10 protein-coding genes are annotated in these 12,284 nt (G+C 47.8%); 3 read left to right on the plus strand and 7 right to left on the minus strand.

Features of this window, described 5'->3' with window-relative positions:
- Positions 1 to 100: 100 nt before the first annotated feature.
- A complete protein-coding gene (locus B5Z18_RS15570) occupies positions 101 to 1,267 on the plus strand; it encodes an exo-beta-N-acetylmuramidase NamZ family protein (RefSeq protein WP_079470402.1) in 1,167 nt (388 codons plus the stop codon).
- 70 nt (positions 1,268 to 1,337) lie between these two features.
- Positions 1,338 to 2,264 carry a methionyl-tRNA formyltransferase gene (fmt, locus tag B5Z18_RS15575; RefSeq protein WP_079470403.1) on the plus strand — a complete coding sequence of 309 codons (927 nt, stop codon included), beginning with the start codon at positions 1,338 to 1,340 and terminating at the stop codon, positions 2,262 to 2,264.
- A 202-nt stretch (positions 2,265 to 2,466) separates the two neighbouring features.
- On the opposite strand, the gene B5Z18_RS15580 is transcribed toward fmt, so the two are convergent.
- The 7 genes from B5Z18_RS15580 to hemH form a co-directional block, all read right to left on the minus strand.
- A complete protein-coding gene (locus B5Z18_RS15580; protein ID WP_079470404.1) occupies positions 2,467 to 3,438 on the minus strand; it encodes a LysM peptidoglycan-binding domain-containing protein in 972 nt (323 codons plus the stop codon).
- A 209-nt stretch (positions 3,439 to 3,647) separates the two neighbouring features.
- The gene (locus B5Z18_RS15585) at positions 3,648 to 5,051 is read right to left on the minus strand and encodes a methyltransferase RsmF C-terminal domain-like protein (protein WP_079470405.1); all 1,404 of its coding nucleotides are present in this window, start codon (positions 5,049 to 5,051) and stop codon (positions 3,648 to 3,650) included.
- 255 nt (positions 5,052 to 5,306) lie between these two features.
- Complete coding sequence (locus tag B5Z18_RS15590; RefSeq protein WP_079470406.1) at positions 5,307 to 6,773, minus strand: NAD(P)(+) transhydrogenase (Re/Si-specific) subunit beta; 1,467 nt, start codon at positions 6,771 to 6,773, stop codon at positions 5,307 to 5,309.
- 94 nt (positions 6,774 to 6,867) lie between these two features.
- Positions 6,868 to 7,179 (minus strand): NAD(P) transhydrogenase subunit alpha part 2, encoded by a 312-nt coding sequence (locus B5Z18_RS15595; RefSeq protein ID WP_079470407.1) that lies wholly within the window; start codon positions 7,177 to 7,179, stop codon positions 6,868 to 6,870.
- Positions 7,180 to 7,208: 29 nt separating this feature from the next.
- Positions 7,209 to 8,339, minus strand: a complete 1,131-nt coding sequence (locus B5Z18_RS15600) for a Re/Si-specific NAD(P)(+) transhydrogenase subunit alpha (RefSeq protein WP_079470408.1) — start codon at positions 8,337 to 8,339, stop codon at positions 7,209 to 7,211.
- Between the two features lie 60 nt (positions 8,340 to 8,399).
- The gene (gene hemG, locus B5Z18_RS15605; RefSeq protein ID WP_079470409.1) at positions 8,400 to 9,746 is read right to left on the minus strand and encodes a protoporphyrinogen oxidase; all 1,347 of its coding nucleotides are present in this window, start codon (positions 9,744 to 9,746) and stop codon (positions 8,400 to 8,402) included.
- A 9-nt stretch (positions 9,747 to 9,755) separates the two neighbouring features.
- Entirely contained in the window at positions 9,756 to 10,799 is a 1,044-nt protein-coding gene (gene hemH / locus B5Z18_RS15610; RefSeq protein WP_079470410.1) for a ferrochelatase, read from the minus strand.
- 228 nt (positions 10,800 to 11,027) lie between these two features.
- Here hemH and hemA point away from each other — a divergent pair, with 228 nt between their 5' ends.
- The gene (gene hemA, locus B5Z18_RS15615; RefSeq protein WP_079470411.1) at positions 11,028 to 12,281 is read left to right on the plus strand and encodes a glutamyl-tRNA reductase; all 1,254 of its coding nucleotides are present in this window, start codon (positions 11,028 to 11,030) and stop codon (positions 12,279 to 12,281) included.
- Positions 12,282 to 12,284: the final 3 nt, after the last annotated feature.

The raw sequence follows: 12,284 nt of genomic DNA on the forward strand, positions 1-12,284 counted from the left end.
ATTAATTGTTTAGTGTTAATAATTACGCGCAAGATACAAAAAGCAGCCATAATCCGCACTTTTTGATACAGTCAATAAAGCTTTGCATTATCTTAACGGTATGAACCGTATTCTCCTTCTTTGCGTCCTCCTGGCAGGGTGCATTTATGAAACCTCCGCACAATATGCGGAACATGTATTGCCAGGCGCCACACAAACGGCGCGTTACCTTCCACTGCTGAAAAACAAGCGGGTAGCCATGATGGTGAATCAAACCGCCACCATCGATAATACGCACCTGGTAGACTCCCTGTTAAAACTGAATATAAAAATACAGAAGATCTTCAGCCCTGAGCACGGCTTCCGCGGCAATGCTGGTCATGGTGAAAAAGTAGCCAACAGCGTTGATTCTGCTACCGGTATTCCCATTGTATCGCTCTACGGGCAACACCGTAAAGCTACTGCAGCCGATCTGGAAGATGTGGACATCCTGCTGTTCGACATCCAGGATGTAGGCACCCGCTTTTTTACTTACATCTCTTCCCTGCAGGAGCTGATGGAGTCCGCAGCAGAAAATAAAAAAACGCTCGTAATACTGGACCGTCCTAATCCTAATGGCGACTATGTAGACGGTCCCATTCTCGATACCACTTACCGTTCCTTTATAGGCATGCAACCCATCCCCGTGGTACATGGCATGACCGTTGGCGAATATGCCCGGATGCTGAATGGAGAACACATGCTCCGCAAAGGCGTACACTGCGATATTAAAGTGATTCCCTGCGAAAATTATGACCACAAAACATTTTACCGCGTACCCATCAAGCCGTCGCCCAACCTGCCCAATATGGCGGCTATCAACCTCTATGCCTCCCTCTGCTTTTTTGAAGGCACCGCACTTAGCCTGGGACGTGGTACTGACAAGCCTTTCCAGGTATATGGCTCACCGGCTTTTCCTAAAAAGGGTTATTCATTTACGCCCCGCGCCAGCGCCACTAATCCAACACCGGTGCTGAAAGACCAGCTCTGCTACGGCTTTGACCTGAGCGATGCCCCGGAAGCTACTCCCCACGCAGGCCGTAAAATTGAACTGAAATGGCTGCTGAATGCATATCGCATGTTCCCGGATAAATCTAAATTCTTCATTCCCTTCTTCAGCAAACTGGCCGGTAACACCATACTGCAACAGCAGATCGTGAAAGGTATGTCTGAAGCAGAGATCCGCAAAAGCTGGGAACCCGGACTGGCGAAGTTTAAGATAATACGGGCCAAATACCTGTTATACTAAAAAGCAAAGGGGATGGCTTTCCGTCTTCCCCATCGCTAAAATCCGCGAAAGGTCGTTATTTTTGCATCCTATGAGTAAAGAGCTTCGCATTGTTTTTATGGGTACTCCTGATTTTGCAGTGGCATCCCTTGATATATTAGTACAGAACGGATTTAATGTAGTGGGTGTGATCACAGCACCGGATAAGCCCGCCGGTCGTGGTTTACAGCTGCAGGAGAGTGCAGTAAAACAATATGCAGTGAGTAAAGGACTCACTGTTTTGCAACCGGAAAAACTGAAAAATCCTGATTTCATTGCTGCCCTAAAAGAGCTGAAAGCCGACCTTCAGGTAGTAGTGGCTTTCCGCATGTTACCTGAAATAGTATGGAATATGCCTCCCGAAGGCACCATCAATGTACATGCTTCGCTGCTGCCCAATTACCGTGGCGCAGCACCCATTAACTGGGCTATTATCAACGGCGAAAAAGAGTCCGGCGTTACCACCTTCAAACTACAGCATGAAATAGATACCGGCGACATCCTGTTCAGCGATAAAGTAGCTATCCGCGACGATGAAACCGCCGGTGAACTGCACGATGCCCTGATGCAAACAGGCGCCCGCTTACTGCTTAAAACTGTACAGGCTATTGCCACAGGCAACGTACAGGAAACGCCACAGGCCAATATCCCTGCAGCGGAAATAAAACATGCGCCAAAAATTTTCAAGGAAACCTGCCAGATCAACTGGAACCAACCGTTGGACAGCATTTACAACCTGGTACGCGGGCTTAGCCCCTACCCTGCTGCGTGGACTACTTTCCAGGGAAAAACACTGAAAATATACAAAGCCCGTAAGGAACATACCACACCGGCAAAAGCACCGGGCGATTTTGATACCGATCAAAAAAGCTATATCAAAATAGCAGCACCGGACGGTTATCTTTACCTGGATGAAATCCAGCTGGAAGGCAAGAAGAAAATGGATGTGGAAGCGTTTCTGCGGGGGTATCGCTTTTAGGCCGGGGAGATCGCCTTCGGCGATGGAAATTGTCCTGGAGCAGGATTACGCTGATTATACTGATTTATTGGATTTGATCATATTTGATTTTAAAGATTAAGGGAGATAAAAGTGTGTATCCACTTCTATCTCCCTTAATCATTTATAAAAATCCAATAAATCAGTATAATCAGCGTAATCCTGCTCTAAGACAACATCCGCGTTAATCCTCGTAACTCAGCTCGCAGTAAAACTTGGTTTCATTGCTGCCGAGTGCCTGCATCGCACTGTCGCTCAGTTTGATGATGAGGCCAGCATTGGCTTTCATCTGCGGGATTACGTCCAGTACTTTTGCGTATACGGCTTTGCCATTCAGGGGATTGGTTACCTTGATGATGGTGCCACGTGGTGCGGTGTTGTGCAGCGCGTAATATTTACCTACAGCATTGCTCTTGAACCAGGTGCCGGGGCCTTTTTCAGAAGTCGTTTTTTTGCCGCCGTTGGTTTGCTGCTCATACAACTGTTCAAAATCGGTGCTGCTGCTAACAGGAGCGGATTTAACCGGCGTGGGGGCAGGAGTAACCGTTTCTGTTGTTTCTGCTGCAGGGCGGGCTTCCGGTTCTTTTTCTTTCTTAGGCGTTTCCTTTACTGCCGGAGGCGGTGGTGGCGGAGATAAAGTAACCACTGGTTCTGCTGCCGGGGTAGCTTTTTCCTTTACTTTTTCAGGACGGGGGGCAGCTTCAGCAGCGGCGCCACCAGCTTTCATAAAGCCCACAATCAGGTAGCTGTCTTTTTTCAGTCCATCTCCGGAAAAACTATTCCACTGACGGATATTATCCAGCGGTACTTTGTTATAGTTCACACTCACACGGTATAAAGTTTCCTTATCGGATACTTTATGATATACCGGTTTGCCGGAGGCATCTGCTTTCTGTGAAAAGTTGGCAGCAGTGAGAGGAATATGCAGCTTATGACCCAGTTGTAATCCCTGTTCCATATTCACTTTATTGGCGGCCGCAATTTCTTTTGGCGGTAAGCCATAAGCACGGCTGAGACTATAAAAATTTTCTCCTTTTTTAACAACATGGGATATGTAGAGAGCGGGGGAAGTACCTTGTACCTCCAGCGTGTCCTGCGCTTGCGCCGCTACTGCACTAAAACCAAACAAGACGATTGAAAGAATCGATTTTATCATACTAACTCTGTTTATGATGCAGCAGAATATCTTAAATTTTATCTGCTATTTCGGGCAACGAATATATGCGTTAAAATTGACAAAATTATTTAATAAACCAAACGGAGAAAATCCCTTTTTGTTGTGGCTGCCGTTATAAAACGGCGCCCCCGTTGGCACTGTATTTCAAAGTTAGTATCATTCCCGGATAAATAGCAGTCGTTTATTCTTTACAATCCTGTAATCTCTTTCAGGATGCGCAGCTCTTTCGGATAGTAGTTGTTCATGCGGTTGGGTAATATTTTTGCCCAGCCGAGGTTCATGTCCTCATATCTTACCAGCGCCCAGCCCCGCACCCGTGTGCTCATTCCCGGATCTTCCTTGCGCAGGTATTGCAATGCCTGCCGCAAATCCAAGGAAACCACCGGCAGCTCATCGGATACTAATGTGCTGGCTGCCAGCTGATGATCGGGGATCAGTTCTTTCGCGCTGGGATGTCCTGCTTTTACACCCGCCTTGCGAATATACAATTGTTGCCGCAACAATGGTATTTCTGCCGCCACGGAAGGTGGCAAAATCAATACTTCTTCCTGGTGCATGAAATACTGGTAATCGTCAGGCATGTTTATCCAGGGGGTAATTACCTCCTGCTGACGGGCAGTGAGTGCAGTTGATTTATGTTGCTTCGGCTTACGCGGGGTTTCGCTGCTGCGCTTACGGAAAGCTGCTATAAAAAATCCTTCTCCCTTCAGCCTGTCGGGGTAAAACCGGTAACCGGTACAATTTCGTTTGTGCGTTACCGTTGCAACAATATTCCATTCGGGGTTCAGTGTAACCGGGATATTCTCCAGTTCAAAATGATCGGCCAGCCAATCCAGGATTGCTTCATCTTCTTCTGCAGAAAAAGAGCAGGTGGAATAAATAACAACACCGCCTTCTTTTACCGATGGCAGCACATCTGCCATAATCCTTTGCTGCCGCTGGCTGCAGAGCGTTACATTCTCCGGCGACCATTCCTCCACCAGCTCCGGATCGCGGCGGAATAAACCGGAGCCGGAACAAGGTGCATCCACAACCGCCAGATCAAAGTAACCAGGCAGCCTTGAAAAATCACGCGGATCATTATTGCTCACCACTACGTTTGCAGCGCCCCATTTTGTGAGGTTGTCTGTCAGCAGCGCGGCCCGTGGCTTGATCACCTCGTTGGCTACCAGCAGGCTATCCCGGCTGATCAGGGATTGCAGCAAAGTGGATTTGCCTCCCGGAGAAGCACAAAGGTCCAATACCTTCAATGGTTGTGTAAGATCCACCGTTGCACGTACCATCTGTTCCAGGAACATAGAGGAAGCCTCCTGCACATAGTAGGCGCCCGCATGAAAATAAGGATCAAATGTAAAGGAGGGCCGCTCCGGTAAATAATACCCATCCCTGCTCCAGGGAACCGGGGTGGCGCCGGTGGCCGACAGGGATTGCAGCACAGCGGCCGTTCGTTCCGGCGTTTTTATTTTATTGGGATTCAATCGCAGTGAAGTAATTTTTTCGGCGGCGGCATGCACCTGCTCAAAAGTTTCCCGGTTATAACCCGGAAGTCCCGCTAACGAATCTAGTAGCGCTGCTGGTAATTGACTGGACAAAGGAATTTTTTTTCCGCAAATTTAGCAAAAAATGTTTTATGCGGGAATATCGCCTCCGGCGATTGCGGATTTTGTCTTGGTGCAGGATTACGCTGATTATACTGATTTTTCCTTTTGGATTTTTACTTAGATTTTTTAAAAAGATTAAAGGAGAGATGGGCGAATAAACTCGCTAATATCTCCCTTAATCATTTATAAAATCCAAAAGGAAAAATCAGTATAATCAGCGTAATCCTGCACCAAGACAAAATCCGCTCACACCTCCTTGATGGCGGAAAGCAGCTCCTGCAACACCTTCTTTGCATCTCCAAACAGCATGGATGTTTTGGGTTGGAAAAAGAGATCGTTTTCGATACCGGCATATCCCGGTTTCATACTACGTTTATTGACGATCACCACTTTTGCGTTTTCAACTTCCAGGATAGGCATCCCGTAAATGGGGCTGGCGGGATCGCTCTTCGCTGCAGGGTTTACCACATCATTGGCCCCTAAGATCAATACCGCATCGGTAGTGGGAAATTCAGCGTTGGCATCTTCCATTTCCAATAACTTCTCATAGGGAACATCTGCTTCTGCCAGCAATACATTCATATGCCCTGGCATACGGCCTGCTACCGGGTGAATAGCGTATTTTACTTCCACGCCTTTTTCTTCCAGCTGCTTCTCCAGCTCGTGACAGGCATGCTGGGCCTGCGCCACCGCCAATCCGTACCCTGGTACAATGATCACTTTATTGGCATATGCCAGCACTACAGCGGCATCATTCAAACTGATTTCTTTATAGTTACCCTGCTCCTTCCCGGAGGCCGCAGCACCTGCTGCACCACCGCCAAAAGAGCCTATCAGCACGTTTTTCAGGGAACGATTCATGGCCTTGCACATGAGGATGGTGAGGATAGTTCCGGCCGAACCTACCAGGATACCACCCGTGAGCATCACCGGGTTACTGTACAGGAACCCGCCACAGGCCGCGGCTACTCCTGTAAATGAATTCAACAGGGAAATCACCACGGGCATATCCGCTCCACCAATCGGCAGCACGAATAACACGCCATAAAACAGCGCCAGCAGGAAAACAACGTAGAACACAATAAGACCCGTTCCTGGCGAAATACCAAAGATACACACCAGCCAAACGGATAAACCTACTATCAGTGCCAGTACACCCATATTGAGGAAATGCTGGCCGTTGAAGGAAAAATCCTTCACCTTTCCCGTGAGCTTTCCCCACGCAACAATGCTGCCCGCGCAGGATACCGCGCCAATGATGAGGCTCAGCAAAATGATGATCACCATTCCTTTTGAGGCAGACGACTCCAGTAACTGAAGCGCCAGGTGATCGTCGGAAACAGGTGCGTATAAATTCTTTATCAGTTTGATCAGGTGGTCAAATTCCACGATAGAAATAAGCGCAGCACATGCCCCACCCATTCCGTTGAACATACTTACCATTTCCGGCATGGCCGTCATCTTCACCTTCTTTGCAGACAACACGCCGATAACACCACCGATAACCAACCCGGTGAAGATCCAACCATAATTATGCAGGGGGGCATCGTTTACCCGGTAGAGAAAGATAGTGCCGAGAATGGCCAGCGACATTCCCGCAGCGGCTACCAGGTTGCCTTTGCGGGCAGTATCCGGTTTACTTAACATTTTCAGTCCGAGGATAAAAGTAACAGAGCCGATCAGGTAGATAATTGATAAAATGCTGGATCCCATAAGTATTATGCTTTTAGCCGTTAGCTTTAAGCTGTTAAACAGTTAGCATCTGTCTGCCGTAAAAAAACAACAGATAACGGTAACCATTTACCAGCTATTTCTTTTTTCCTTTGAACATTTCCAGCATACGGTCGGTTACCACAAAACCTCCTACGACATTGATCGTACCCAGGATCACCGCCAGGAAGCCGATGATCAGCGCGGGATAATTATCCGCTTCCGCCTTCCCCATCACAATGATAGCCCCGATAATTACAACGCCGTGAATAGCGTTGGCGCCGCTCATCAGCGGTGTATGCAATACAGACGGCACTCTCGAAATCACTTCTATTCCTAAAAAAACAGACAGGATAACGATGTAGATAAGATCGATATGCTGGTGAAGAAAAGTTAAAATATATTCCATGTCAGACAGGTATTTTACGATCTCGACTACTAAGCTGGCTGCATCAGGTTTTTCACACGGTCGTTCACAATTTCACCGTTGTGTGTAATACAGGCGCCTTTCACAATATCATCTTCAAAATTCAGGTGCAGTGCTCCTTCTTTTGTCAGTATCAGTTTCAGGAAATTGAATAGATTTTTTGCATACAACTTACTGGCGTCGGCCGGCATAGTAGCAGGCAGGTTGGAATTTCCGATGATGGTCACTCCTTTGTACTGCACGGTTTCATTGTTCTTTGTAGCACTGGTGTTACCGCCCGTGGCGGCGGCAAGATCCACAATCACGGAACCGGGGCGCATACGGTCCAGCATTTCATTACTTACCAGTACCGGCGCTGCTTTACCCGGAATTTGCGCAGTGGTGATCACAATATCTGCTTTGGCAATGCTTTCCCCAATACGCTGCTGTTGCTGCTGCTTATATGTTTCGCTTTGTTCTACCGCATAACCGCCGGCGGAGGAAGCATCTGCGGCTCCTTCCACTTCCACAAATTTGGCACCCAGGCTCATTACTTCTTCTTTCACAGCGGGCCTGGTATCAAATACTTCCACTACAGCGCCCAAACGGCGGGCGGTGGCAATGGCCTGCAAACCCGCTACACCGGCGCCCAGTATCAATACTTTGGCGGGAGCAATACTGCCGGCTGCAGTCATAAACATGGGGAAATAACGGGAATAGCTATACGCTGCCAGCAATACTGCCTTATAACCGGCGATATTGGCCTGCGAACTAAGCACATCCATTACCTGCGCACGGGTTGTGCGGGGGATAGTATCTAAACTGAAAGCGGTGATATTACGGGACGCCCAGTACTCCACTTCGTTTACGCGGTACAGTGGTTGCAAAATACCGGCGATAATTTTTCCCGGAGGGATCTGGTCTGTTATCTCTTTTGATGGAGGCTGCAGGGTAAAGATGATATCTGCTCCGGTGAGGATGCTGGCAGCTGTTTTTATTTCCGCGCCCGCCTGCATATAGGCGTCATCGTTATAAAAAGCATGGTCGCCGGCTCCCTGCTCCACCCACACGGTCACCGACATTTGCTGCAGTTGCTTTACTACTTCAGGGACAAGAGACACCCTGGTTTCGCCGTTTTTTTCTTTTAAAATTCCTGCAATCATCTGGTGGAAATTTATAATGGAATTTAAAGAAAAAACGGCAACAACGAACTATTTTTCTGTTTAATTTTTCTTCAGAGAAGCGGCCAAAGCAGCGGCATGTTGCAGTAAAGCCGGGATGGCTACGCCTTGCAGGTAATTTCCGGAGATATGAATGCCCGGATATTTTTTTTCAAAGTCTTTTACAGCATTCCGCAACTTAACATGACCTATATTCAGCTGCGGGATGGCCTTGTTCCAGGTACTGAACCGCTGCATCACCGGTGGGGCCGACAGGTGCAGTAAAGAGCGTACTTCCGAAACTACCTGCTGCTGCAGGGTTTCCGGGGGCATCTGGTCAAACAGGCTTTCCTGCCTCGCACCTCCCAGGAATACGGTAAACAGGATTTTGCCCGCGGGGGCTTTATCCGGGAAGATAGCAGAGTTGCAGATAGCGCCGAGGAAATGCATATTTTCCGCATTGGGCACCAGGAAGCCAAAGCCTTCCAGCGGCTGTGGCAGCGCGGCGGCGTCAAAGCCCAGGTGCAGCACACCCATGCGGGGGTAATGAATATTGTTTAACAAGGCAGCAGTAGCCGCATCGAGGTGGGTAATGGTTTCTGCCGTGCTGTATGCCGGGGTGGTCAGTACAACTTTTGAAGCGGTATAGCTTTCTGATACCCCGTTTTCCACCGCACTCACAATATATCCGCCATTGGCGGCAGTGATGCCGGTTACGTTGCAGTTAAAGCGTACCGGGGTGGTCAGCAATTGATGTAAACGGTTTGTGAGCAACTGGTTGCCGCCTTTGAAGCTGATGATTTTCCGGCCGCCCATAGCGCCCTTATCTTTCATCAGCCCTTTGGTAACGCTGCCGTATTCCCGCTCCCACCGCGGGAGTGCGGGCAATACTTCCGCTACGCTCATCAGGTCGGGATTACCGGCATAGATGCCTGATAATACCGGGTCAAAAACATATTCGGCAATCTCTTTATTAAATCTTCTTGTTACAAAATCACTCACTGTTTCTTCTCCTGCTACCGTGGCCGGTTTACGGAAGCGCTCTGTAAACAGCCGCCACTTGCTGCCGCGGCTCAGGTATGGAGAAGCCATGATTTTGAAAGGATGTGGGGAAACCGCATGTAGTTGGTGTCTTCTTACCAGGAAGCGGTTTTTGCTGGCGGCGCTGGCCTGCAGAATTTCTTTATCAAGACCCAGTTCTGTAAAATACTGCAGCAGTTCCGGCGACGCTGCGATGGTGTTGGCGCCTGCATCCAGCTCAAAACCATTTTCCCGTATAGATTTCATTACACCACCGGTATGATCAGAAACCTCCAGTACCTGGTATGGCACCTGCAGTTTCTGCAATTCATATGCAATACTCAGCCCGGACAGACCGGCGCCGACAATCAATACGGGTTGATCAGACATATGATAAATTTAAACGGCTTCAGTTGCGATTATCTGCGTGCAATATTTAACCACTGCTTTTACCCATAACGGGTGAATATTCAAACACGGAATCATAGTAAAAGATTCGCCGCCACTGTTCAGGAAAGAATGTTTTCCTTCCACAGCTATCTCCTCCAGTGTTTCAAGGCAATCTGAAACAAAAGCAGGACACACGATGAGCAGTCGTTTTTTGCCTTCAGCCGGCAGTGTTTCCAGCAAACCGGCGGTGTAGGGCTTCAGCCATTCTTCACGGCCAAGTCTTGATTGAAAAGAGATACCCCATTTTTCCCGCGGCAGTCCCAGCTTTTCCGCTACCAGCTCAGTAGTAACCGTGATCTGGTGACGGTAGCAATAATCATGTGCGGGTGACTTTACATGACAGCAATCATTCACCTTCATGCAATGCGCACCGGTAGGATCGGCTTTACGCATATGCCTTTCCGGTAATCCATGATAACTGAATAATACGTAATCATAGTCCTGCTGAAGATATGGACGCATGCTTTCAGTAAGTGCATTGATATAATCCGGTTCATCATAAAACGGAGGCACTACCGACAGCTTGAATTTATATTTTTTCTTTTTATAGACTTCCTGCGCGTATTCCACGGCTGTTTCATAAGAAGACATGGCATAATGCGGATACAGGGGCAACAGCACCACTTCTTTCAGACCAGGATTTTGTTTGAGCAGGTTGTCGTAAGCCACCTGCGGATGCGGGTTACCATAACGCATGGCTATTTCCACCGGGATTTCCATGTCGTTCTGCACTGCCATCTGCAGCTGCTTTGTTAAGGCTACCAATGGCGATCCTTCTTCCCACCAGATAGATTCATAAGCCCTGGCAGATTGCTCCGCACGTTTTGGCACAATGATACCTTCAATTAAGATCTTGCGGAACAACCACGGATAATCAATTACACGCTTGTCCATCAGGAACTCATTCAGATAACGCTTAACATCCGGCACGGCGGTAGAATCAGGCGATCCGAGGTTCATTAATACTATTCCAACATCAGATTTAGATACCATTTCTTTTAAATTGGTGCAAAAGTAAGCAAAAAGCCGAAAGCGAAAAGCATTATAGTCCACGTATAGCCAGGCTGATTAGTGTCATTCTTTTGTAAAGGCAAAACCTGATAAAAATCATTTTTTCGTCGTAATGATTACCAGTAGTAGAAATGACACACTAATGACAGCTAACCCCTTTTGTTTGGGACGTATGAAAGTACTTTTGCAACCGGAAGCTTATACAAAAACATGCAGGTCAGTCATTCAAAAGAAATAGCAAATTTTCATATCGTTGGCATCAACTATAAGAAAACAGACGCTGCTATCAGGGGATTATACGCCATCAATCCGGCTCAGTATCAACAACTCCTGGAGCATGCCAGGGTAGTGCAATTAGACGATCTCTTTGTGCTCTCTACATGTAACAGAACGGAAGTATACGGATTTGCAGCGAACCCGGGGCAGTTGATAGATTTGCTTTGCAGGGAATCAAACGGCGACAGAAGCCAGTTGGAAGAATTAGCCTATACCAAGTCAGGAGAAGAAGCGATCAGGCATTTGTACCAGGTAGGTACCGGTCTTGACTCCCAGATTCTCGGCGACTACGAAATCATAGGTCAGATCCGTAATGCCACTAAGTTTGCCAAAGCGCATCACAGCCTGGGCAGCTTCCTGGAAAGGCTTGTTAACAGCGTTTTACAGGTTTCCAAACTCATCAAAACTGAAACAGGACTCAGCAAAGGCACGGTATCAGTGGCTTTTGCCACCGTGAGAATGCTGGAACGCATCTGTCCTGATATAAAAGATAAAAAAATTGTATTGCTGGGTGTAGGTAAAATAGGCCGCAACACCTGCAAGAACATGATCGAATACCTCGGCGTAAAAGAAGTAACCCTCATTAACCGCACCCTGCAGGTGGCCGCCGAATTCGCCGGCCAGCACGGACTGAAATACGCTCCCATCGAAGATATGGTAAGCGAAATGCAGCAGGCAGATGTGATACTCGTTGCTTCCAATGCCCCACACCCAACAGTGCTGGCAGAACATCTCCGCAATACTTCTCCAAAACTCATCGTCGACTTATCCATTCCTTTCAATGTGGAAGCGGCTGTAGGTGAACTCCCGCATATCACCCTCGTGAATGTGGATGAACTCTCCAAAGTACAGGATGAAACCCTGCAAAACAGGCTGGGAGAAGTACCAAAGGCAATCTCCATCATCGACGAACATATGGAGGAATTCCTTTACTGGTACAAAATGCGCAAACACGCAGTAGTACTGAAAGCCGTAAAAGATAAACTGCAGGAAATACATACCCGCGAAATACAGCAACAGAAAAACGGCGGTCACTACAACATGGAAGACATCGAACTCGTATCTTCCCGCATCATACAAAAAATGATTAATCTCATGGCTGGTAAAGTACGCAAGGAAACAGACAAAAGCGACCAGTACATCGCCATGATCAACGATATTTTTGAGACCGGAGTTAACCAGGAATAAACA

It is taken from the genome of Chitinophaga ginsengisegetis (assembly GCF_900168065.1).
Taxonomy (GTDB): Bacteria; Bacteroidota; Bacteroidia; order Chitinophagales; family Chitinophagaceae; genus Chitinophaga; species Chitinophaga ginsengisegetis.

Bases quoted from the DNA above. Each gene is read 5' to 3' on its own strand.
- B5Z18_RS15600 (WP_079470408.1), bottom strand. From the start codon at position 8,339: ATGATTGCAGGAATTTTAAAAGAAAAAAACGGCGAAACCAGGGTGTCT.
- B5Z18_RS15595 (WP_079470407.1), bottom strand. From the start codon at position 7,179: ATGGAATATATTTTAACTTTTCTTCACCAGCATATCGATCTTATCTAC.
- hemH (WP_079470410.1), bottom strand. From the start codon at position 10,799: ATGGTATCTAAATCTGATGTTGGAATAGTATTAATGAACCTCGGATCG.
- B5Z18_RS15590 (WP_079470406.1), bottom strand. From the start codon at position 6,773: ATGGGATCCAGCATTTTATCAATTATCTACCTGATCGGCTCTGTTACT.
- fmt (WP_079470403.1), top strand. From the start codon at position 1,338: ATGAGTAAAGAGCTTCGCATTGTTTTTATGGGTACTCCTGATTTTGCA.
- hemA (WP_079470411.1), top strand. From the start codon at position 11,028: ATGCAGGTCAGTCATTCAAAAGAAATAGCAAATTTTCATATCGTTGGC.
- hemG (WP_079470409.1), bottom strand. From the start codon at position 9,746: ATGTCTGATCAACCCGTATTGATTGTCGGCGCCGGTCTGTCCGGGCTG.
- B5Z18_RS15570 (WP_079470402.1), top strand. From the start codon at position 101: ATGAACCGTATTCTCCTTCTTTGCGTCCTCCTGGCAGGGTGCATTTAT.
- B5Z18_RS15580 (WP_079470404.1), bottom strand. From the start codon at position 3,438: ATGATAAAATCGATTCTTTCAATCGTCTTGTTTGGTTTTAGTGCAGTA.